The organism is Paraburkholderia rhizosphaerae (assembly GCF_004366595.1).
Taxonomy (GTDB): Bacteria; Pseudomonadota; Gammaproteobacteria; order Burkholderiales; family Burkholderiaceae; genus Paraburkholderia; species Paraburkholderia rhizosphaerae.
This window is the reverse complement of the sequence record NZ_SORE01000009.1, coordinates 231,194-252,958: the sequence shown is the minus strand read 5'-3', so window position 1 is coordinate 252,958 and position 21,765 is coordinate 231,194. Positions and strand designations below refer to the sequence as shown.

The 21,765-nt window shown below is 63.8% G+C and carries 19 protein-coding genes; 13 read left to right on the top strand and 6 right to left on the bottom strand.

Annotation, left to right across the window (positions count from 1 at the left end; genetic code table 11):
* Positions 1-108: 108 nt before the first annotated feature.
* Both BX592_RS14385 and BX592_RS14380 read left to right on the top strand, forming a co-directional pair.
* The gene (locus BX592_RS14385; protein ID WP_134192458.1) at positions 109-1,599 is read left to right on the top strand and encodes an MFS transporter; all 1,491 of its coding nucleotides are present in this window, start codon (positions 109-111) and stop codon (positions 1,597-1,599) included.
* 401 nt (positions 1,600-2,000) lie between these two features.
* A complete protein-coding gene (locus tag BX592_RS14380; protein WP_134192457.1) occupies positions 2,001-2,834 on the top strand; it encodes a mechanosensitive ion channel family protein in 834 nt (277 codons plus the stop codon).
* Positions 2,835-2,975: 141 nt separating this feature from the next.
* Here BX592_RS14380 and BX592_RS14375 read toward each other — a convergent pair whose 3' ends face one another.
* Positions 2,976-3,662 carry a DedA family protein gene (locus BX592_RS14375; protein WP_134192456.1) on the bottom strand — a complete coding sequence of 229 codons (687 nt, stop codon included), beginning with the start codon at positions 3,660-3,662 and terminating at the stop codon, positions 2,976-2,978.
* A gap of 357 nt (positions 3,663-4,019) precedes the next feature.
* Here BX592_RS14375 and mutL point away from each other — a divergent pair, with 357 nt between their 5' ends.
* On the top strand, positions 4,020-6,086 hold the full coding sequence (gene mutL, locus BX592_RS14370; RefSeq protein ID WP_134192455.1) for a DNA mismatch repair endonuclease MutL: 2,067 nt from the start codon (positions 4,020-4,022) through the stop codon (positions 6,084-6,086).
* Positions 6,083-7,051, top strand: a complete 969-nt coding sequence (gene miaA, locus BX592_RS14365) for a tRNA (adenosine(37)-N6)-dimethylallyltransferase MiaA (protein WP_134192454.1) — start codon at positions 6,083-6,085, stop codon at positions 7,049-7,051. The genes mutL and miaA overlap by 4 nt, the downstream gene beginning before the upstream one ends.
* Before the next feature lie 16 nt (positions 7,052-7,067).
* On the opposite strand, the gene BX592_RS14360 is transcribed toward miaA, so the two are convergent.
* Genes BX592_RS14360 through BX592_RS14345 form a run of 4 tightly spaced genes read right to left on the bottom strand, consistent with a single transcriptional unit; the run spans position 7,068 to position 11,997 of the window.
* On the bottom strand, positions 7,068-8,666 hold the full coding sequence (locus tag BX592_RS14360; RefSeq protein WP_134192453.1) for an efflux transporter outer membrane subunit: 1,599 nt from the start codon (positions 8,664-8,666) through the stop codon (positions 7,068-7,070).
* Entirely contained in the window at positions 8,663-9,631 is a 969-nt protein-coding gene (locus tag BX592_RS14355; protein WP_134192452.1) for an efflux RND transporter periplasmic adaptor subunit, read from the bottom strand. Before BX592_RS14355 ends, BX592_RS14360 begins: the two co-directional genes overlap by 4 nt.
* A complete protein-coding gene (locus BX592_RS14350) occupies positions 9,628-9,837 on the bottom strand; it encodes a DUF1656 domain-containing protein (protein ID WP_134192451.1) in 210 nt (69 codons plus the stop codon). The genes BX592_RS14355 and BX592_RS14350 overlap by 4 nt, the downstream gene beginning before the upstream one ends.
* Positions 9,838-9,882: 45 nt before the next feature.
* Positions 9,883-11,997, bottom strand: coding sequence for an FUSC family protein (locus tag BX592_RS14345; protein ID WP_134192450.1), 2,115 nt, complete (start codon positions 11,995-11,997; stop codon positions 9,883-9,885).
* Between the two features lie 446 nt (positions 11,998-12,443).
* Between BX592_RS14345 and BX592_RS14340 the strand changes: the two genes are divergently transcribed.
* Together BX592_RS14340 and BX592_RS14335 are read left to right on the top strand one after the other, a co-directional pair.
* Entirely contained in the window at positions 12,444-12,893 is a 450-nt protein-coding gene (locus BX592_RS14340) for a mobile mystery protein A (protein WP_243849539.1), read from the top strand.
* The gene (locus BX592_RS14335) at positions 12,884-13,480 is read left to right on the top strand and encodes a mobile mystery protein B (RefSeq protein WP_134192448.1); all 597 of its coding nucleotides are present in this window, start codon (positions 12,884-12,886) and stop codon (positions 13,478-13,480) included. Before BX592_RS14340 ends, BX592_RS14335 begins: the two co-directional genes overlap by 10 nt.
* Positions 13,481-13,778: 298 nt before the next feature.
* Here BX592_RS14335 and purM read toward each other — a convergent pair whose 3' ends face one another.
* Entirely contained in the window at positions 13,779-14,834 is a 1,056-nt protein-coding gene (gene purM, locus BX592_RS14330) for a phosphoribosylformylglycinamidine cyclo-ligase (RefSeq protein WP_134192447.1), read from the bottom strand.
* Positions 14,835-15,025: 191 nt separating this feature from the next.
* Between purM and BX592_RS14325 the strand changes: the two genes are divergently transcribed.
* The 7 genes from BX592_RS14325 to panB all read left to right on the top strand — a co-directional run bounded on the left by BX592_RS14325 (position 15,026) and on the right by panB (position 21,532).
* Positions 15,026-16,102: an AI-2E family transporter gene (locus tag BX592_RS14325; protein ID WP_134192446.1), complete on the top strand. Its 1,077-nt coding sequence runs from the start codon at positions 15,026-15,028 to the stop codon at positions 16,100-16,102.
* Positions 16,103-16,192: 90 nt separating this feature from the next.
* Positions 16,193-16,999 carry a DnaA regulatory inactivator Hda gene (gene hda, locus BX592_RS14320; protein WP_134192445.1) on the top strand — a complete coding sequence of 269 codons (807 nt, stop codon included), beginning with the start codon at positions 16,193-16,195 and terminating at the stop codon, positions 16,997-16,999.
* On the top strand, positions 16,992-17,678 hold the full coding sequence (locus BX592_RS14315) for a histidinol-phosphatase (RefSeq protein WP_134192444.1): 687 nt from the start codon (positions 16,992-16,994) through the stop codon (positions 17,676-17,678). The genes hda and BX592_RS14315 overlap by 8 nt, the downstream gene beginning before the upstream one ends.
* Entirely contained in the window at positions 17,675-19,333 is a 1,659-nt protein-coding gene (gene pcnB / locus BX592_RS14310; protein WP_134192443.1) for a polynucleotide adenylyltransferase PcnB, read from the top strand. Before BX592_RS14315 ends, pcnB begins: the two co-directional genes overlap by 4 nt.
* A gap of 48 nt (positions 19,334-19,381) precedes the next feature.
* On the top strand, positions 19,382-19,990 hold the full coding sequence (gene folK / locus BX592_RS14305) for a 2-amino-4-hydroxy-6-hydroxymethyldihydropteridine diphosphokinase (RefSeq protein WP_134192442.1): 609 nt from the start codon (positions 19,382-19,384) through the stop codon (positions 19,988-19,990).
* Positions 19,987-20,676 (top strand): deoxynucleoside kinase, encoded by a 690-nt coding sequence (locus BX592_RS14300; protein WP_134192441.1) that lies wholly within the window; start codon positions 19,987-19,989, stop codon positions 20,674-20,676. Before folK ends, BX592_RS14300 begins: the two co-directional genes overlap by 4 nt.
* A 40-nt stretch (positions 20,677-20,716) precedes the next feature.
* On the top strand, positions 20,717-21,532 hold the full coding sequence (gene panB / locus BX592_RS14295) for a 3-methyl-2-oxobutanoate hydroxymethyltransferase (protein WP_134192440.1): 816 nt from the start codon (positions 20,717-20,719) through the stop codon (positions 21,530-21,532).
* The last annotated feature ends 233 nt before the right edge of the window (positions 21,533-21,765 follow it).

Sequence of the window (21,765 nt, the reverse complement as noted above, 5' to 3'; positions counted from 1 at the left end):
GCCGCATCGCGCATGAGCTAATAACGAAAATAACCTTGCTGAGCACTGAAAGCCGCCTGTAGGATCACCGCTTTTCACGTTTTTGCGCGTATTTCGCGCGAGCGCCGTATGTCCACCACCCTCGCTACCGAACTTGACGCCGCTCCGGCGCACTCCCCCACGCCCGCACAAGCGCTGATCCGCTCGGCTGCGGACGTCTCCCAACTCGTGAACCACGGCGCCGCGGCCGGCAGCGACGCGCGCATCGTCGTCGCAATTGCGCTCGGTGGCGTGTTTCTCGATGCATACGATCTCGGCGCACTCGCATTCGGCATCAAGGATGTCGCACGCGAGTTCTCATTGACGCCGGCCGGCACCGGCTTCGTTGCGTCCGCAATCACATTCGGCGCGATCGTCGGCGCGTGTCTCGGCGGCTTTCTCACCGACCGCATCGGCCGCTACCGCGTCTTTATGGCCGACATGTTCTTCTTCGTGATCGCCGCGCTCGCGTGCGCGTTTGCGCCGAATGCATGGGTGCTCGGCGGCGCGCGCTTCGTAATGGGACTGGGCGTCGGCATCGATCTACCGGTCGCGATGGCGTTTCTCGCGGAGTTTTCGCGGCTGCGCGGGCGCGGCAACAAAGCCGCGCGCGTCGCGATGTGGTGCCCCGTCTGGTATGCGGCGATTAGCGTGTCGTATCTGCTCGTGCTGGCGTTTTACGCGATGCTGCCCGCAAGCCATCAACCGCTGCTGTGGCGTCTGATTCTCGGTTTCGGCGCGGTGCCGGCATTGATCATTATTGCGATCCGCAGCCGCTATATCAGCGAGTCACCGATGTGGGCGGCGAACCAGGGCGACCTGGCCGGCGCCGCGAAAATCCTGAAGCGCTCGTATGGCATCGATGCGGCGCTCGCGCCGGACGCATCGCAGTCCGCAGCCGCACAACACGCGCCCCGCCGCGCATCGTGGGCAAACTACGGCACGCTATTGCGCGGCGTCTATCTGAAGCGCACCGTGCTCGCGACGGTCATCGCGGTCGCGTCGTCATTCGCGTACAACGCGGTTGCGTTCGGTCTGCCGGTGATCATCTCGAGTTTCCTCGCCCAATCGATGCTAACGACGATCCTCGCATCGCTCGCGCTGAATCTGGCGTTCGCGTTCGTCGGCGGCCTGATTGCGGTGCGCACGGTGCCGAAGACCGGCGCATGGAAGCCGACCGTGCTCGGCTACACGTTCCAGCTTGCCGCGCTGATCGGCCTCGCGATTGTCGGTAAGCCGGCAGGCGGCGTGCAGGTCGCGATCGCGATCGCACTGCTTGGCGCGTTCCTGCTCGGCCAAGGCTTTGGGCCCGGCTCGCATAGCATGACGTTCGCGTCGCTCAGTTATCCGACTTCGTTGCGCGGCGTCGGTGTCGGGTTCAACCAGACGCTGATGCGTGCGAGCTCGACAGTGTCTCTGTTCCTGTTTCCGGTGCTCGCCGCCGCGCTGGGCACACGCGTGTTCTGGATCATCGCAGCCGCGCCGTTGTGCGGGCTGATCGCGCTGCTCGCGATTCGCTGGGAACCGTCCGGTTACGACGTCGACGCGGAAGATTTCGTAGCAAACGCGAAGCAACACTGACCTGATCGCATATCGTCAGAAGCAGGCTAAAACCGCAAAGGCTCATCGGGCGACCGATGAGCCTTTTGCTTTCAGAAGCGAGTTCAGTGTGTCGTGTCGTGCACGCGTGCACAGGTTCAATCATTCCGCATGCATAACGCGGGGTGCGGGAATACAGCTTGCTAACGCGCCTGCGGTCGCCTATAACTCCCGAAGATCGCGGGCGGCGAGCCATGCCCGCCATCACACCGCAAACACACCGTTTTGCCCTTCCTGTCAGTGCCTTTCGCTGTAGCACAGAGGTCGTCGCACCGCCCGTAGCCGAACGTGGCCGAACGTAGCATCACGCAGCACTGCGCATGCTCGGCACGTGCTGCAGTCGATCCAACGAAGCACAACACCATCGCTCGAGCGAGGACATCGTGGACCTTGAAACCGTACGCGTATTCCTGATGACCCGAGGCATCGACTTCGGAACCAAAGTACTGGCCGCCATCGTTCTGTGGATTATCGGGCGATGGGTCATCGGGCTGGTCACCCGCCTGATGCGTGCAGTACTCGAACGCAATGGCCGCATCGATCCGACGCTCGCGCATTACCTTGGCTCGATTCTCGGCGCGCTGCTGAATCTGCTGTTGATTCTCGCGATCTTGCAGGTGTTCGGCGTACAGACCACGTCGTTCGCCGCGCTGCTCGCCGGCCTGGGTCTGGCGATCGGCACCGCGTGGGGCGGCCTGCTTGCGCACTTCGCGGCCGGTGTGTTCATGCAGGTGCTGCGGCCGTTCAAGGTCGGCGATTTCGTCACCGCCGGCGGCGTGACCGGCACCGTCCGCGAGCTCGGGCTGTTCGGCACGACGATCGTCACGCCCGACAACGTGACGACCATCATCGGCAACAACAAGATCTTCGCCGACACAATCTCGAACTACAGCGTGCTGCCGGTGCGTCGCGTGGAATTGACCGCGAAGATCGCGAACGGCGTCGACCCGGTCGAAGCGGCGAACCGTCTGCGCGCGGTGGTGGCGCGCATTCCCAATGTCGTCGAGAATCCGCCGCCCGACATCGAAGTGCTGTCGTTTACGCCGGAAGGACCGATGCTGTGCGTGCGGCCTTATACAAACAACGATCACTACTGGCAGGTGTATTTCGACACGAATCGCGCGATCGTCGAAACATTCAGGGAGGCGGGCTATCCGACACCGGAAACACCGTTCGTGCGACGCACGGCAAGCCAGGTAGAACGCGCGGCGAAGTAAGCCGCGCAACGCGCGTCGCATGCGCGTTGCGTGTCACGCAAGCAAAAAAGGCATCGCGATTGATCACGCGATGCCCTTTCGCCATATAGGTAGTTTGCCATTCGGCGCGTGCCCGTCAGACTGACGAGGCGCTCACCGCGTTCAGTGGCCGCCGCTCTTGCGCGCGGCGCCTTCCGGCGCTCGTCGGCGCACCATCTTCCACAGCGCGCCGAACGCGACCGGCACAATCGCCGCGCCGATGCCGACCAGCACGATCACATTCAGGTACTGGCGGATAAACGGAATGTTGCCGAAGAAGTAGCCGAGCAGCACGAGCAACAGCACCCAGAACAACGCCCCGGTGACATTGAACAGCTGGAAACGTCGCACGCTCATCTGCGAAGCCCCCGCGACGAACGGCGCGAAAGTCCGCACGATCGGGATAAAACGCGCCAGCACGATGGTTTTGCCGCCGTGCTTTTCATAGAAGTTGTGGGTCTTGCGCAGCGCCTCGCGATCGAGGAACCGCTCGAGCACCGGGATGTGCGAATCGAACACCCTCGCGCCGATCGCGCGGCCAATCAGGTAATTCACCGTGTTGCCTGTGACGGCCGCGACGACCAGCAACAGGATTAACAGGCCGACGTTCATCGCACCGGCCGCTGCAAACGCGCCGCCGATGAACAGCAGCGAGTCGCCGGGCAGAAACGGCAGCACAACAAGCCCGGTTTCGCAAAACACGATCAGGAATAGCACCGCATAGACCCAACCGCCGTACTGGCGGATGAAGTCACCGAGAAATGCGTCGATGTGCAGCACGAGGTTGACGAAATGCAGCAGCGTATCCAAAAAGACATCCTCTCAATAACGCGAATGGCGGGGCCGGGGCCGCGCGGCGCGACAATCGGTGGTGATCCGACGAAATGCGGCGGCCTATTCAACATTCAGGCGCAGCATGACGCGCGCCTGGCCGGGCACCGCAACGCTTAGCACAAAACGGCGAAACGCGCCCGAGCGGGCAATGCGACCGCGCCATGATACCGAATGTGCCAGATGCAATATTAAGAAAATATGATCCAGTCACCGTGCGCGCGCGCTCGCAGCGCGTGTGAGCATCGCGAAACCAGCGCCGGCCGCGAGAAATCGCGCGTCGAACGCGCGTCACCCGGTTACAGGCGCGCCGCGGGGAATCGCTATAATTCCGCCATGTCCGAATACCGCGAACCGTCAGACGGCACGGCTGTGGGCGCACCTGCCGCGCCCACGGAATCCGCCGCCGTTGCCCGTCCCGCCCGCTCGCTCAGCGCCGCGCGTGTGCCGCGATCGATCCTGCCATTGCCCGATCAGCTGATCAGCCAGATCGCCGCCGGCGAAGTGGTCGAGCGGCCTGCGTCGGTGGTCAAGGAACTGCTCGAGAACGCGCTCGACGCGGGCGCGACGACGCTGCGCATTCTGCTCGACGAAGGCGGCGTGAAGCGCATCTCGATCACCGATGACGGCTGCGGCATCCCCGATGGCGAACTCGCGCTGGCGCTCACGCGCCATGCGACCAGCAAGATACGCTCGCTTGCGGAGCTCGAAGCGGTCGCGACGCTCGGGTTTCGTGGCGAAGCGCTGGCATCGATCGCGTCGGTGTCGGAGATGGCAATCACGAGCCGCACCGGCGACGCGCCGCACGCCACGCGCATCGACGCGCAGACCGGCGTGCTCGCGCCGGCCGCCGGCACGCAAGGCACGACGATCGAAGTGCGCGAGTTGTATTTCAACACGCCCGCGCGCCGCAAGTTTCTGAAGAGCGAACAGACGGAACTCGGCCATTGCCTCGAGATGGTCCGCCGTGCGGCGCTTGCGCGGCCCGACGTGGCAATCTCGGTGCTGCACAACGGCCGCGCGGTCGAGCACTGGAACGCCAGCGATCCGGCCGCGCGCGTCGCGAAAATTCTCGGCGACACGTTCGCGACCGCGCATCTGCCGCTCGATGAAGCGGCCGGGCCGCTCGCGGTATACGGTTGCGCGGGCTTGCCGACGGCAAGCCGCGGCCGGGCCGACCAGCAATACTTTTTCGTGAATGGCCGCTTCGTGCGCGACAAGCTGCTCACGCACGCGGTGCGTTCCGCATATGAAGACGTGCTGCACGGCGACCGTTACCCATCGTATGTGCTGTTCCTCGATCTGCCGCCTGAAGCGGTCGATGTGAACGTGCATCCGTCGAAAATCGAAGTGCGCTTCCGCGATTCGCGCTCGATTCACCAGTTCGTGTTCCATGCTGTGCAGCGTGCACTGGCGCGGCATGCGGGCGCGTCGCCGGAGACGACCGCGGGCGGCCATGCCGCGCATCTGCAGCCATTTGCGGTGCCGGCTTCGTTCGGGTCGACGCCGCTGGGTGGCGTGAACGCGAGCGGCGGAACAACCAGCGGCGCGGCCGCGCTGGACGGCGAGCGCCGTTTCGGTAACGGCGCGGCCTCGCCGGGCACGACGTGGATGCGCGACGCGCGCATGCGGCAAGGCACGCTGCCGGTTGCGCAGCCGCTTGCGCTATACGACGCGCTGTTTGGCCGCAAGGACACCGGCGCCGGCACGCCGCACGGCACGACAACGCGTCAGGCGCCTGAAGCGCGCGATGTCGATGGCGGCGCACCTCCGCCATTCGGCGCGTTCCCGCCCAACGCAGGGCTCGACGCGTCCGACGAGCAGCCGCTCGGTTTCGCGCTCGGTCAGATTCACGGCATCTACGTGCTTGCGCAAAACGCGCGCGGGCTGGTGATCGTCGATATGCACGCGGCGCACGAACGCATTCTGTACGAGCAGTTCAAGAACGCGCTTGCCGACCGGACCATCGCGGTGCAGCCGCTGCTGATCCCGCAATCGATGCCGGCCGATGCTGTCGAAATCGGCATCGTCGATGAAGAGCGCGACACGCTCGATGCGCTCGGCTTCGATCTCGCGGTGCTGTCGCCGACCACGCTCGCGATTCGCGCGGTGCCCGCGTTGCTGAAAGACGCCGATTTGCCCGCGCTCGCGCGCGCGGTGCTGGCCGACTTGCACGCGTACGGCGGTTCGCGCGTGCTGACCGAACGCCAGCACGAACTGCTCGGCACGCTCGCGTGCCATCACGCGGTGCGCGCGAACCGGCGGCTGACACTCGACGAAATGAATGCGCTGCTGCGGCAGATGGAAGCGACCGAGCGCGCGGATCAATGCAATCACGGGCGGCCGACGTGGTATCAGCTGACGCTGTCCGATCTCGACCGCCTGTTCCTGCGCGGACAATGAACGCATCGCAAATCGATGCGCGCACAACGGTCGCGTGTCTGCTCGGCCCGACCGCATCGGGTAAAACGGCGGCGGCACTTGCCTATGCCGCGCGGCGGCCGATTGAAATCGTTAGCGTCGATTCGGCGCTGGTCTATCGCGGCATGGATATCGGCACCGCGAAACCGACTGCGGAAGAACGCGCGCGCGCGCCGCATCATCTGATCGATATCGTCGACCCGGCCGACGCGTATTCCGCTTCCGACTTCCGCGCGGATGCGCTGCGCACGATCGGTGCGATCGTCGAACGGGGGCGGGTGCCGCTGCTGGTCGGCGGGACGATGCTGTACTACAAGGCGCTCACGCAGGGGCTCAATGATCTGCCGGGCGCGGATGCCGCGCTGCGTGCGAGTCTCGAAGCGGAAGCGGCGCGCGATGGCTGGCCCGCGCTGCACGCGCGTCTTGCGCGAGTCGATCCGCAGACGGCGGCAAGGCTCGCGCCGAATGATTCGCAGCGTATCCAGCGCGCGCTGGAAGTGTTTATGCTGGCTGGCCAACCGATGTCCGCGCTGCTCGCCGCACCCGCGCGCGACGATGAAGCCGCGGCGCGCTATCGCTTTGTGCCGGTTGCATTGGAACCGTCGGACCGGAGTGTGTTGCATGCGCGGATCGCGCAGCGTTTCGATGCAATGCTCGCGGCTGGTTTTATTGAAGAAGTTGAACGGTTGCGGGCGCGCGGCGATCTGCATGCGGGGCTGCCGTCGATGCGTTGTGTCGGGTACCGGCAGGCCTGGGAATATCTCGACGGCACGGTCGACTATGGGACGATGCGGGATAAAGGCGTGTTTGCGACACGGCAGCTTTGCAAGCGGCAGTTGACGTGGCTGCGGGCGATGTCCGAGCGCATTGTGATCGATTGCTGTGCGGAGGATGCGACAGAGCGGGCGCTGCGGGCGTTGGAGCGGATCGTCAAAGAGCGGGGGTGAAGTCGCGCGCGCTCATTCACTCGCGCGCGCTTTGCGCTGCGTTTTCCTGTCTGCGCTTCTGCGCCGCCTGCTGCGCGGCACCCTTCGGGCTCCGCAACGAACCTTCTTGCACGCCTTCCTGCCTGCCTTCCGGCGCCGCTTCTTCCCACCCCCCGCCCAACGCCAGAAACAGATTGACCCGATCAACGGCGACAATCGACCGCGCCGCCGCCGCCTGCGCATCGACAGAAGTCAGCGTGCGCGTCGCGTCGAGGTCGGAGATAAACGACTCGCGTCCGCTCAGATACAACTGATGCGTCTCGTCAGCCGACTTCTGCGCGGACTGCGCGGCCGTCTGCAACGCCTGCCAGCGCGCGGTGTCTTCGCTGTATGTCGCGAGTGCCGACTGCGTTTCGCGCAGCGCATTGAGCACGACCGAGTCGAAGTGCGCGAGCGATGCGGCAGTCAATGCTTCAGCCTGATGCACCTTCGCGCGCTGGCCGTTCACCGGGAACACCCAGCTGATCAGCGGTCCGATCGAGTAGCGCGCAGTCTCTGCGGTACCGATATCTTTCGGAAACCCCGTGAAGCCCGCACTCGCACCAATGCTGATGGTTGGATACAACGCCGCGGTCGCCACGCCGATGTTTGCCGTCGACGCCGCCAGCTTGCGCTCCGCCTCGCGGACGTCGGGCCTGCGCTTGAGCAGCGCGGCGCCGTCGCCGACCGGTACCGGCTGGCCGATTTGCGGCAGCTTCGTGCAATTTTTCGCATCCACCGGCAGATCTTCCGGTGCGCGTGCGAGCAGCGTCGCAAGCCGGTATTGCGCGACGCGCTGGCGCAGCAGGAAGCGCGGAATCTCGGCGGAGATCGTGTCCTGCTGCGTAAGACCGCGCGTGACATCCGGCTGATTGCCGCGCCCCGCCTGCAATAGCCGGCGCGAGACGTCGACCCGCTCGCGCTCGAGCGCAAGCGAATGCTGCGCGATCGCCAGTTCCTCGGCCGCCGCGCAGTTCTCGACATACGAACGGACCACGTCCGCGACCACCGTGATGCGTGCGAGATCGAGCGCGGCTTCGACTGAGTCGTCGTCCGCCTTGGCCGCCTCGACACCGCGCCGCAGCTTGCCAAACAGATCGAGTTCGTACGACACGTTAAAGCCGATATCCGCGAACGTCCCGGGCGTAATTTTGTTCGTCAGGAACTGTTGCGGTGATAGCTGCGTGTACTGCACGCTGCTCTCCACGTCGCCCGAAAAGCCGTCCTGCTCGCGCGCGAACTGTACTTCCGCACGCGACGCGGCGAGATTCGCGAGCGCTACCTTCAGATCGCGATTTTCCGCCAGCGCATCTTCGACAAGGCTGTTGAGCACAGGATCGTCATAGAGCCGCCACCAGTTCGGCGGCACCGGCTGCTGTGTGACAAGCGGATCGCTCGCGCCGTCGATCGGCGCATTCGCGAACTTCGCATTCACGAGCGCGTCCTTCGGCAGCGAATAGTTCGGGCCGACCGTGCAGCCAGCGAATGGCGCTACGCATAGCGCAACACATAGCACCACCCATACCGCGCGCACCGTCAATGCACGCGCAAACGCACGGCCGGCCTGTGTATGCCGATGCGCGCCGCCCGCGTTCATCTCAGTGCTCCGAATACACGTTCGAGCCATAGACCGAAACGCGTTTGCGGCGCCGATGCGGCATCCGCCGCTGACGCGCCCTGCATCCCAAGCGGGAGTAGCTCCGGACCGCGAATCAGCACCGTCGCGGTCCGTCCGGCGATCATCTGGAAATCCGACGGCACCTCGTCGAGCGCGACGCGTACCGGAATGCGCTGCGCCAGCCGCACCCAGCTGAACGCCGGATCGACGTTCGGCAGCAGGTTCGACGGGCTGACGGTGCGGTCGCGGTCCTCGATGCCGGCAACGATGCTGACCACATGGCCGCGCAGCAAGCGGGGTTCGCCCATCACGACGATATCGACCTGCTGACCGACGCGGATATGCCGCATCTTGGTTTCTTCGAAGTAACCATCGACGCGGAACGAATGCGCGTCGACGATCGACAGCACCGCCTTGCCCGCGGTCGCGTATTCGTTCAGACGCGGCGCGCGGTCGTTCACATAGCCGTCGACCGGGCTCACGATCGCGGTGCGATGCAGATTCAGCTGCGCGGTATCGACCGCGACCTTCGCGAGATCCATTTGCGCGCGTGCTTCCTGCGCGCGCGCGTGGCTCTGCTGCGCGACCTCGACGGCGACCAGATTGCCCAGTTGCCCATTGCGCACATCTTCGCGGCGCGCTTCGTCGTACGTCGCGCGGCGCTGCGCGAGGGTCGCCACCGCTTCGCGGTATGCGAGCTGATAGCGCGCTTCGTCGATCACGAACAGCACCTGGCCTTTTCTCACCGGCTGGTTGTCGATCACGCGGATATCGGTAATCCAGCCGGAGATGTCCGGCGCGATCTGCACGATATCGGCACGGACTCGGCCATCGCGCGTCCACGGCGAGAACATGTAGTAGTCGATCACTTTCCACAGCACGACTGCGGCCACGATGGTCGAGATGAGTGTCAGCGCCACGGAGAACACGGAGATCTGTTTCACGCGCCCAACCGTTTGGTTAGAAGGACCACCGCGCCGAAGATAAACACGTACACGCAGAAATCAAACGCCGGCCTATGCCAGATAAAGCGATACGCGCCGAGTTTCGACAGCAGCATCACGACGCCGCGCTTGATCACATACGAGACCAGCATCAGCACCAGCACGGCCGGTACGAAAACGCCGACGATATTCACTTCCCCGATCATGGCTGCCTCATCGCTGCGGGTTATGGTCCGGATCAATCATCGCGCTTATGCGCCGGACGCCGGGCCCGGCATCGCCGGCGCGGCTGGCGCACCTGAGGCGAGCGGCGCGAACGACAGGCGCAGGCCGACTAGTGCGTGCACCGCATCGCGTAGCCGGATCTCAGCGGTGAACGTACGCGTCGCGCCAGGCGCAGCGCCGGCGCCTGGCTGCGCGATGCGCGCGAGCGCGGCATCGATCGCTTCGATCAGCCCGCGCGGCACCGGCTGACGCTTGCGCCGTGCGACGCACAGTTCGTAGTAGGTGCGCACGTTGGTCAATACCCGGTCGATCTGCTCGCTCATGTCGGCGGCGACGCTATCGCGGTAGTGCCGCAGGTCGAGCGAATTCGACGCAACGCGCAGATCACGAAAGGTTTCGACCGAAGGATGATGATGCGGGCCCGAGGTCGCCAGACGCGGCAGCACTTGCATCAGGCGGTCCAGCATGCGCGAGAAGAACGTGCGTTCATCGGCGATCGGCTGCCCCGACGCCGAGCGCACGACGTCGGCCCACGTCGCGCGGATCAGCCGTTGCGCGAAATATTCGGCGCCGAACGGCCGCGTCACGCGCGTCCACACGAACGCGAACACGAGGCCCGCCAGCGAAGCGCTGCTCGTATTGATGAAGACCATGAAGTTCGCATCGTACGAGCCCGCGAGACTCATGAAGGTCGCGGTAAACAACGCAATGACCGCCGCCACCAGGTTGAATTTCGGATTCGCGATCAGCGTACCGATAAACAGGAACGGCACCGCAAATACCAGCACCAGCGTTTCGAAGTTGTGTACCTCGGGCAGCACCACGAAAAGATAGATGCCGGATGCGATCACCGATGCGAAGCACGCCAGGAAAAAACGGAAGATGGCCGGCGCGGGTTCGTCGAGGCCGCCGAAGAAGCAGCACGCGACCGCCGCAATGAATACGGCATTCGCGCCGTCATGCCAGCCGGATGCGATCCACAGGCTGCACGCGACGACGATAAAGAAGATCGTCGAGATCGCGGAGAACAGCATGAAGCCGTGGTCGACGAAGACCTGCTCGGCATTCACGCGCCAATGGCGAAAGCGCGGCTCCCAACTGCCTTCATGCCGGACGATCAGCGCACGCAACGCGATGCAGTCCTCCCAGATGTCGATCGCCTGCTGCACACGCCACAGCGCGTTGGACAGCAACGCGCCGTCCCATGGCGCGAGCCCGCGCGGCGCGGAAACGCGCAGCGACGCGATGCGCGCACGCAAATGCGTCGCTTCCGTGTCGCCTTGCGTGGCGTCTTCGCGTGCGCGGCGCAGCGAACTATCGATCCATTTGCAGACGTCCGCCATCAGCGGTTCGAATTGCGGCACATGCGCGATCGCCGCTGAACGCCGGAGCGTCGCGAGCGGATCGGCCAGCGCCGCCATCACCGGCAGAAACAGCTGCATGCGTTCGCGCAGCGAGTAAGCACGCGTGACCACATTCGGGCTTGCGTGGTCGTACGATAACTGGCTTAACAGCACGTCGAGCGCCTTGACGGTGGCCGCCAGCCGTTGCTGGCGCGGCAACTGCACGACGTCGCCGCTGCGCGCCGCGAGCGCTTCGCGCGCGAACTGCTGCGCGTCCGCGAACCACGCGTCGGTGCGGCCGATCAGCGTCGGCCCAAGCCGGCTTGGCCACACCATCGAGCCGACCAGGCTCGCACAGATGATGCCGACGAGGATTTCCTCGGTACGCGCAACCGCGACATCGAAGATCGTGGTCGGGTCGGTCACCGTCGGCAGCGCTATCAGCGGCAACGTCAGACCCGCGAGCAAGAACACGTAGGAGCGCGCGGTGCGGTCCGACAAGGCCATGTAAATCATCGCGCCGGTCCACAGCGCAACCAGCACGCTGAATAGATAGGGGGATTCGACGAACGGCGGCACGAGCAGTACGGCGGCCGATGCGCCCATGACTGTGCCGATCGCGCGAAACAACGCTTTTGAACGCGTCGCGCCGACGAACGGGTTCGACACGATATACACCGACGCCATGGCCCACGACGGTCGCGGCAGCGGCACTGCCAGCGCGATATACAGCGCGATCATCGCGGCCACAAAGGTCTTGGCCGAAAACAGCCAGTCGCGCACGGACGGGTTGGTCATGGAATCGAGCGGGTCGTTTTTGATTGTCCGAATCCGCTGCCCGATGTGTCGAGCCCGGCGGGTCTCGCAAGTCTGTCCCGTCGCGTAACAACGCGCTTGCCGCCCTGCACTGCAATTTCAATTTCGCACGGTGTGTGTTTTAAGCGACAGGGCCACCACGAACTCCTGTCAGCGTGTCCGACGCATGGTTTCCGGCCCCCCGGAGCCGGATCGTTGCTGTTTTGCAGTGAAGCAATCTCATGGATGTTGCTGCCATATAGTGACGCACGATAACATTGAATGCTCCCTTATAATGAAGCACAGTATTCGATTCGGCGTCACCATTCTGACTCAAGAGGTAGATTATTGATTCACTATAGTGAAGCACCAGATTGCAATTTGCTGGCCTGTAGGCTATCATCTTTTTATTTCCTGATAGCCTACAGGCCAGCAAAATGGATTCCAGAATGAGACAACTCCGGCTTGAGCAGGTCCAGGCGGCGGTTGCGGCATATTCCAGTTTGACGAACCGTCGGGCCCCGCCGCGTGGATGGTTGAAGGCCATCCGGGAGTCGTTGGGGCTCACCGAGCGACAGCAAGCTGAGCGGTTAGGCGTGACCGGTTCGACCTTGCACAAGTCGGAGTTGGCTGAAGCTGAAGAGCGAATCACGCTCGGACAACTGCGCAAGCTGGCTGACGGACTGGACTGCGAACTCGTCTATGCGCTGGTGCCCAGAAAGCCACTAACGCAAGTGGTTGAAGACAGGGCGCGCTCAATCGCTGTGCGTGAAGTGGGTGGCGTTGCGCACACCATGGGTCTGGAAGACCAACGCCCGGCAACCGTCCGACTTCGCAAACAGGTTGAGCAGAGAACGGAAGAATTACTCCGGGGCCGCTGGTCCGACCTATGGCGATAGATTCAGGCGAACAGGATGGCCAGACACCGCTCGACCCTGACGAGCTTGCAGGGCTGATACCGACGCATCTGACCACCAAGGGTGACCTGAATGACTGGGAGCAGGAGAACATCCTGCAAGCCGTGCGATGGGCTCACCGGCAGCGCAAGGTCGATGTCCTCAGTGAAGCGTTCTGCCGTGACCTTCACAAGAAAATGTTCGACCATACCTGGTCGTGGGCAGGTACGTTTCGCAAATCCGACAAGAACATCGGATGCGACTGGACGCAGGTCAGCGTCAAGTTGAGAGATCTCTTCGATAACACACGGTGGTGGGTCGACAATCGCACATTCCCATCCGATGAGATTGCTGCACGGTTTCACCGCGACCTGGTGTGGATTCATCCTTTTCCAAACGGCAATGGCCGACACTCGCGGATGATGACCGATGCGCTCTTGCGCAGCATGGAGCAGGAGCCGTTTTCGTGGGGCGGAGGCGGGACATTGGCTAAAGCAGATAATGCCCGGTCAGACTACTTAACCGCCTTGCGTGCAGCGGATAAAGGTGACTACGGCTTGCTGCTGGCCTTCGTGCGAAGCAGTGCCTAGCCCGGCGCACGGACAACGAAAACCGACATCCAGGTTCGCAGGCTCGTTGCATGGGCCCGCTTCTTTGGGTTCTTCCGCGATTGATGCATCCGCGGCGCCGCTACGGTAGGCAAGGCACTCGGGGCAATCTGGCAGCGCCGGCAGTGACGTCGCCTGAAGAAGATTTTTTCGAGGGCAAGAAAACGCCCCAGTCATTGACTGAGGCGTGAGTGTGATCCATGTACGTCAGGCAACGCTGTAACAGAACGGATACTGCGCAGACGTGCGGTTTGTCGTTTAACGCGCTATCGAGCGATGCTCAGACCACGACGGTGGGCGCCTCGCCCGCGTTGCCTTGCCGTACCTTGCCGATCTGCCACACCTGCTCGCCCGCCGCGGACAGCATCGCAATTGCCTGCTGCGCATGCTGCGCGGCGACGATTACCGCCATACCAATCCCGCAGTTGAACACGCGGTGCATCTCGGCATCCGCCACGCCGCCATGCTTCTGCAGCCACGAGAACAGCGGCGGCAGCGGCCACGCGCGATGGTCGAGTTCGGCGGTCAATCCCGCTTTCAACACGCGCGGGATGTTTTCGACCAGCCCGCCGCCGGTGATGTGCGCCATGCCCTTTACCGTGATCTTTTCCATCAGCGCGAGCATCGACTTTACGTAGATGCGCGTCGGCGCCATCAGTGCATCGGCCAGCGGACGGCCATCGAGGTCGGCGGTGAGATCCGGCTGCGCGCGCTCGATGATCTTGCGCACCAGCGAATAGCCGTTCGAGTGGATGCCGCTCGATGCGAGACCCAGCACGACGTCGCCCGGGGCGATCGTGCTGCCATCGATAATTTTGCTTTTTTCGACCGCGCCGACCGCGAAGCCCGCGAGGTCATATTCGCCGTCCGGATACATGCCCGGCATCTCGGCGGTTTCGCCGCCGATCAGCGCGCAACCCGACAGCTCGCAGCCGTACGCGATGCCTTTGACAACCGTCGCGGCCGTGCCGACTTCGAGCTTGCCGCACGCGAAATAGTCGAGGAAGAACAGCGGCTCCGCGCCTTGCACGAGGATATCGTTGACGCTCATCGCGACCAGATCCTGACCCACCGTGTCATGCCGGTTCAGGTGAAACGCGAGCTTGAGCTTCGTGCCGACGCCGTCGGTGCCCGACACGAGCACCGGCTCGCGATACTTCTTCGGCACCTCGAACAGCGCACCGAATCCGCCGATGCCGGCCAGCACGCCGTCACGCAGCGTCTTTTTGGCAAAGGGCTTGATCGCATCGACGAGGGCGTCGCCCGCTTCGATGTCCACGCCGGCGTCACGATACGACAAACCTTGAGCGTCAGGAGCGGATTTCGGTTGATTCATAAGGAAAGCGCGAGAAGGTCGGTAAAATGCGATTTTACCTGATGCCGACCCGCAGGCTGGAATTCGTCCCCGGTATCGACAGGGGAACGGGCGTGAAAGCCGGCGGGAACGGAGCACCAGCAGAGGTCAAGCACCCGCACGCCGGGCACAGGCCGGCACAGAACACCGGGAACGAAGAGGAACCGCTTATCTTGCAGCATAACGCTCCGTTATTTACGCCATACCAGCGCCGCGCGTTCATCTGGTTCGCGATCGCGCTCGTCGTCGGCTTTCTCGTATGGCTGCTGAGCCCGGTGCTGACGCCGTTTCTGCTCGGCGCGATCCTCGCTTACATCCTGCATCCGGGGGTCGGCTGGCTCACGCGGCGGCGCGTGCCGAAGGGCCTCGCGGCATTGCTGATGATGCTGTTTTTCACACTGCTGATGACCGCGCTCGTGCTGCTCATTCTGGTGGTCGTGCAAAAGGAGGTGCCGCAGCTGCGCCAGCAGGTACCCGTGCTGATTTCCCATGTGAACGCGTGGCTGCAGCCGAAGCTCGCGATGCTCGGCCTGGCCGACTCGCTCGACTTCGCGAGTATTCGCGATCTGGTCACGAACCAGCTCGAAGGCAGCGCGCAGACGGTCGTGATCTACGCGTGGACGTCGATCCGCACCAGCAGCAACCTGATGCTCGACGTCGTCGGCAATCTCGTGATGGTGCCGCTCGTGCTGTTCTATCTGCTGTACGACTGGAACGCGATGATCCGCCGGATCAAGCACTTCATTCCGCGCCGCTGGCTCGTGAAGACGATCCAGCTGTCGCACGATATGGATCAGATGCTGTCGCAGTATCTGCGCGGTCAATTGCTGGTAATGGGCGTGCTCGCGGTCTACTATTCGGTCGCACTGTGGGCGGCCGGGTTCGAGATCGCGCTGCCGGTCGGCATTTTTACCGGACTCGCGGTGTTCATTCCGTATATCGGTTTCGCGACCGGCCTGATCCTCGCGTTGCTCGCCGCGCTGCTGCAGTTCGGCACCTGGTACGGGTTCGGCGCGGTGGCCGTGGTGTACGGCGTCGGCCAGATTCTCGAGAGTTTTATCCTGACGCCGCGGCTGGTCGGCGAGCGCATCGGGCTGCATCCGCTCGCGGTAATCTTCGCGTTGCTTGCGTTCGGTCAGTTATTCGGCTTCTTCGGCGTGCTGCTCGCGCTGCCGGTAAGCGCGATCCTGTCCGTCGCGTGGCGGGAATTGCGGCAAAGCTATCTGGCGAGCACGCTTTACAAAAACTAACGCCTGCGTGATACACGCCGCTGCGTTTGCAGCGACCATCGTGACGGTCCCGGCCCGTTGTGACTGACGAGCCTCTTATTTTCGACTACTGTGCTGCGCCAACTTACGCTCGATCTCGGCGCTCCGCCGCCATCGACTTTCGATAACTTCTTCGCCGGGGCGAACGCCGAACTGGTCGCGCGCCTGCGCGGGCTCGATGCCGCGCTCGCGGCCGGTCCCGTCGCGGACCGCACGTTCTACGTATGGGGCGACGCCGGCAGCGGCCGCACGCACCTGCTGCAGGCGCTCGCGCACGACACGGCGTCGGGCCACGTACGCTACGCAGGCCCGCACAGCAGCCTCGATGCGTTTGCGTTCGACCCGCGCGTCGCGCTGTACGCCATCGACGATTGCGATGCACTGTCCGCCGCGCAGCAGATCGCACTGTTCAATCTGTTCAACGAAGTGCGCGCGCATCCAGCGAGCGCGCTCGTCGCGACCGGCAATGCGGCGCCGCTCGGCCTCGCGGTACGCGAAGACCTGCGCACGCGCCTCGGCTGGGGCCTCGTGTTCCATCTCGCGCCACTTTCCGATGAAGGCAAATCCATCGTGCTGAAGCAGGCCGCGCACGAGCGCGGCATCGCGCTCGCCGACGACGTCCCCGCGTACCTGCTCACGCATTTTCGCCGCGATATGCCAAGCCTGATGGCGCTGCTCGATGCGCTCGATCGTTTCTCGCTCGAGCAGAAACGCGCGGTGACGCTGCCGCTGCTGCGCACGATGCTCGCGTCGCTGTCGAGCGCCGATAGCGGCATGGAACGCAGCACGGATAACGGAACATCGGCCCCGCAGGACTCGGGCGCCCCGCTTCAGCGATCCGGTCAGGCTGCTTCAAGTAAAATAGGCCCCCATGGCTAACCTTGCACTTTTCGATCTCGATCACACCCTCATCCCCACCGATAGCGACCACGAATGGGGGCGCTTCATGGTGAAACTCGGCATCGTCGACGCTGAAAACTTCGCGCGTGAAAACGACCGCTTCTTTGCCGACTACAAGGCCGGCAAACTCGACATCCACGCGTATCTGGTCGCGATGCTGACGCCGCTTGCGAAGCACTCGCGCGAGCAGTTGAAGGTGTGGCATGACCAGTACATGCATGAGGTGATCAAGCCGGCGATCGTGCCGGCCGCGATGGAACTCGTGCGTCAACATCGCGATGCGGGCGACCTCTGCTGCATGGTCACCGCAACCAACGAATTCATTACCGCGCCGATCGCCGAAGTGTTCGGCATCAACAAGCTGATCGCGTGCGAAGTGGAAACCGTCGACGGCCATCCGGCATCGGCATTCACCGGCCGTCCGACCGGCACGCCGAGCTACCGCGAAGGCAAGATCGTGCGCACCGAAGCGTGGCTTGCTTCGCTCGGCAAGACATGGTCGGATTTCGAGCGCAGCTACTTCTACAGCGACTCACATAACGACATCCCGCTGCTCGAAAAGGTCACCGACCCGATCGCGACCAATCCGGACGACACGTTGCGCGAGTATGCGCAGACGCACGGCTGGCGCATCCTCGAACTATTCCAGACCACGTGATCAAGAAACTTATTCGCAAGCTGTTCGGCCAGGACCGCGAGGCCGCAGACGACCTCGCCTGGGACGCGCAGGAAGACACCGCAGCGGCACAACGCGGCGAACCCGCGCCACCGCGCGGCACGCCCGGCTCCAACGCCACAGCCGCTGCTTCGGCCACCGCCCGCTCGCGTCGCAAGCCCGCGCGTGCGGCAAACAACGAAGGCGCGCGCGACCCCGATGTGCCCGTCATCATCCCGTCGGACATTCACGGCATCGATCCCACACTGATCTCCCGCAATGCGATTCGCGTCACCGAAGGCCTGCAGCAAGCGGGTTTTCGTGCGTTTATCGTCGGCGGCGCGGTGCGCGACCTGCTGCTCGGCATCGCGCCGAAAGACTTCGACGTCGCGACCGACGCGACGCCGGAGCAGGTGCAGCGCCTGTTTCGCCGCGCGCGCATCATCGGCCGGCGCTTCCAGATCGTCCACGTGCAATTCGGCCAGGAAATCATCGAGACATCGACATTCCGCGCGCTGGTCGATCCGCCGCCCGCCGATGCCAGCGCGGGTAACGCCACCGGCGCTAGCGGCGCGCCGCCGCGGCGCATGAAGCGCGACGAGCTCGATCGCCGCACTCATGCGGTCGACGCAAGCGGACGCGTGTTGCGCGACAATGTATGGGGTGAACAGCACGAAGACGCGACGCGGCGCGATTTCACGATCAACGCGATGTATTACGACCCCGCGACGCAGACGGTGCTCGATTACCACAACGGCATGGCCGATGTGCGTGCGCGCCTGCTACGGATGATCGGCGATCCGGCGACGCGCTTTCGCGAAGACCCGGTGCGAATGCTGCGCGTGGTGCGCTTCGCAGCGAAGCTGGGCTTCGAAATCGACGAAGCGACGCGCGCGCCGATCACGTCGCTCGCGGACCTGATCAACAATGTGCCGGCTGCGCGTCTGTTCGACGAGATGCTCAAGCTGCTGCTGTCCGGCCACGCGCTGGCGTGCTTGCAGCGGCTGCGCAAGGAAGGCTTGCATCACGGCCTGCTGCCGCTGCTCGATGTCGTGCTCGAACAGCCGCATGGCGAGCGCTTTATCACGCTCGCGTTGAACCGCACCGATGCGCGCGTCGTGAGCGGCAAACCGGTGTCGCCGGGTTTCCTGTTCGCCACGCTGCTATGGCACGACGTGCAGCAGCGCTGGCAGCAATACGAAGCGAACGGTGAGTATCCGGTGCCGGCATTGCATCGCGCGATGGACGATGTGCTCGAGATGCAGACCGAAAAGCTCGCGATCCACAAGCGCTTCTCGGCCGACATGCGGGAAATCTGGGGGCTGCAACTGCGCCTTGAACGACGATCGGGACGCAGCGCGCTGAAGCTGATCGAACACCAAAGATTTAGAGCGGGGTATGATTTCCTCCTGTTGCGCTGCGAATCCGGTGAACTGGATGAGTCGGTGGCAGCGTGGTGGACAGAATTCATAAATGGAGACGCTGCCGCGCGCGAAGCATTGCTCACGCAAGGCGGGAAGGACCGGACGCCCAGAAAACGACGGCGGCGCGGAGGTGGCGCCAGAAACCGCAAAGCGGGTGACGGAATGGAGGGCGGCACGCCCGCAGGAAATCGCGAAGTCAAGGATGTGAGCCCGAACGGCACGCACGAAGACTGACCCGGTTCCAGCGGAAGCCGTCGAACGAAAGTCGCAGGAAGTGAAGCCATGACGGTTGCCTATCTCGGCCTCGGCGCAAACCTCGGGGATGCGCGCCAGACCCTGAAAGACGCGGTGGTGTGCCTCGCACAGCAGCACGCGATCACCGTGGTCGCGAAGTCCAGCCTCTATCGCACTGCCCCCATCGACGCGGGCGGCGATGACTTTTTCAACCTCGTCGTGAAGCTCGAGACGGCGTTGCCGGTGCGGCATCTGCTCGCGCTTTGCCACAAGCTCGAACATCATTTCGGACGCGAACGGCCGTATCGCAATGCGCCGCGCACGCTCGACATCGACATCCTGTTATACGGCGAGCATTGCATCGACGAACCCGATCTGACCGTGCCGCATCCGCGGCTCACCGGGCGCGCGTTCGCGCTGGTGCCGCTGGTCGAAGTCGAACCGTCGCTGATCATTCCGCAGCATGGCCGCGCACAAGATTTCCTCGACGCGGTCGCCTCGCAGCGTATCGAAAAGGTGAAGGCCGCCTGCCTTTGTCCGCTGCTGGGCGCGCTCACGGGCGGCAACAGTGGCAAGCAGAGCGAAGGTGCACCGGCCGCCAGTGGCGATTCCGGCGCCGGGCATCGCGCAGGCTCGGGTAAAGGCAACTGTTCATGACCGCGTCGCCGCTCGCCCCACTCACTGTGACCGCGCCGGCGATGCGTCCGCCGTATGCGTATCTCGCGATCGAGGGGCCGATTGGCGTCGGCAAGACATCGCTTGCGACGCGGCTCGCCGAGCGGTGGTCGATGCAAATGCTGTTCGAACGTCCGCAAGACAACCCTTTTCTCGAACGCTTCTATCGCGATACCGCGCGCTATGCGCTTCCCGCGCAGTTGAGCTTTGCGCTGCAACGTACGCAGCAGGTGCAGGATATCGCCACGCTACACGCATCCGGCACGCCGCTCATTACCGATTTCATCACGCAAAAAAACGATATCTTCGCGCGCCTCACGCTGAAAGACGACGAGTGGCAGTTATATCGAGCACTGTCCGCCCGGCTCGAGGCCGACGGGCCCGCGCCGGATCTGGTCGTGTACCTGCAGGCGAGCCCCGAAGTGCTGTTCTCGCGTATCCAGAAACGCGCGGTGCCGATGGAGTTGCAAATCTCCGATGCGTATCTGCGTGCGCTGTGCGACGCGTACAACCAGTTCTTCTATCACTACGACCGCACGCCGGTGCTGACGGTCAACGCTGAACATCTGAACCCGCTCGAATCGAACGACGACCTTGCGCTGCTGGTCGAACGCATCGAGACGATGCGCGGCCGCAAGGAATTCTTCGTCAAGGGAACGTCGCTGTAGACCGCGCGGGACTTTGCTTCTCTTCAACGGATTTTGCCCCATGACCTATTTGCAGGAAACGAGCCGCAACGCGATAACGGTCCCGAAACTCCAGGCGATGCGCGAGGCCGGCGAGAAAATCGCGATGCTGACCTGCTATGACGCCAGCTTCGCATCGCTACTCGATCGCGCCGGTGTCGATTCGCTGCTGATCGGCGATTCGCTCGGCAATGTGCTGCAAGGTCAGGCGACGACGCTGCCCGTCACGCTCGACGATATCGCGTACCACACTGCCTGCGTCGCACGCGCGCGCCCGTCTGCGCTGATCGTCGCGGACCTGCCGTTCGGCACGTATGGCACGCCCGCCGATGCGTTCGCGAGCGCAGTCAAACTGATGCGCGCAGGCGCGCAGATGGTGAAGCTCGAGGGCGGCGAATGGGCAGCCGAAACCGTGAGATTTCTGGTCGACCGCGCGGTGCCGGTGTGCGCGCACGTCGGACTGACGCCGCAATCGGTGCATGCATTCGGCGGCTTCAAGGTGCAAGGCAAGACTGAAGCGGCCGCCAGTCAGTTGCTGCGCGACTCGCGCGCGGTGCAGGACGCGGGTGCGCAACTGATCGTCATAGAAGCGATTCCATCCCGGCTTGCCGCAGAAGTGACGAAGCAGTTGAAGATTCCGACGATCGGCATCGGCGCGGGACTGGACTGCTCGGGTCAGGTGCTCGTGCTGCACGACATGCTGGGTATCTTCCCCGGCAAGCGGCCGCGCTTCGTCAAGGATTTCATGCAGGGGCAGCCGAGCATTCTTGCCGCGGTTCAAGCGTATGTGCGCGAAGTGAAGGATGGGTCGTTCCCGGCTTCGGAGCATACGTTCTGAGGCAAGGCGGTGGGGCGCGCATTCGCTCGCGCGTGGCGCTCCCGGGCACTGCGAACGTTAGTGGCGACTGTGTTCGCGGCATCACGAGAAATCACGCGAAACCCCTCCTGCCTGATCGACGTCGCGAGCATTCGAGATCACGACACCGCGCTACATGACGTACACGACGCACCCTGGCACGCGCACTTCACCGCATGGATCGCACGCTTCGTGCATGCGCCTATGCTCCAGCG

Bases quoted from the DNA above. Each gene is read 5' to 3' on its own strand.
- miaA (WP_134192454.1), top strand. From the start codon at position 6,083: ATGAACGCATCGCAAATCGATGCGCGCACAACGGTCGCGTGTCTGCTC.
- BX592_RS14335 (WP_134192448.1), top strand. From the start codon at position 12,884: ATGGCGATAGATTCAGGCGAACAGGATGGCCAGACACCGCTCGACCCT.
- BX592_RS14315 (WP_134192444.1), top strand. From the start codon at position 16,992: ATGGCTAACCTTGCACTTTTCGATCTCGATCACACCCTCATCCCCACC.
- BX592_RS14350 (WP_134192451.1), bottom strand. From the start codon at position 9,837: ATGATCGGGGAAGTGAATATCGTCGGCGTTTTCGTACCGGCCGTGCTG.
- BX592_RS14360 (WP_134192453.1), bottom strand. From the start codon at position 8,666: ATGAACGCGGGCGGCGCGCATCGGCATACACAGGCCGGCCGTGCGTTT.
- folK (WP_134192442.1), top strand. From the start codon at position 19,382: ATGACGGTTGCCTATCTCGGCCTCGGCGCAAACCTCGGGGATGCGCGC.
- BX592_RS14385 (WP_134192458.1), top strand. From the start codon at position 109: ATGTCCACCACCCTCGCTACCGAACTTGACGCCGCTCCGGCGCACTCC.
- mutL (WP_134192455.1), top strand. From the start codon at position 4,020: ATGTCCGAATACCGCGAACCGTCAGACGGCACGGCTGTGGGCGCACCT.
- panB (WP_134192440.1), top strand. From the start codon at position 20,717: ATGACCTATTTGCAGGAAACGAGCCGCAACGCGATAACGGTCCCGAAA.
- BX592_RS14345 (WP_134192450.1), bottom strand. From the start codon at position 11,997: ATGACCAACCCGTCCGTGCGCGACTGGCTGTTTTCGGCCAAGACCTTT.
- purM (WP_134192447.1), bottom strand. From the start codon at position 14,834: ATGAATCAACCGAAATCCGCTCCTGACGCTCAAGGTTTGTCGTATCGT.
- BX592_RS14340 (WP_243849539.1), top strand. From the start codon at position 12,444: ATGAGACAACTCCGGCTTGAGCAGGTCCAGGCGGCGGTTGCGGCATAT.
- BX592_RS14300 (WP_134192441.1), top strand. From the start codon at position 19,987: ATGACCGCGTCGCCGCTCGCCCCACTCACTGTGACCGCGCCGGCGATG.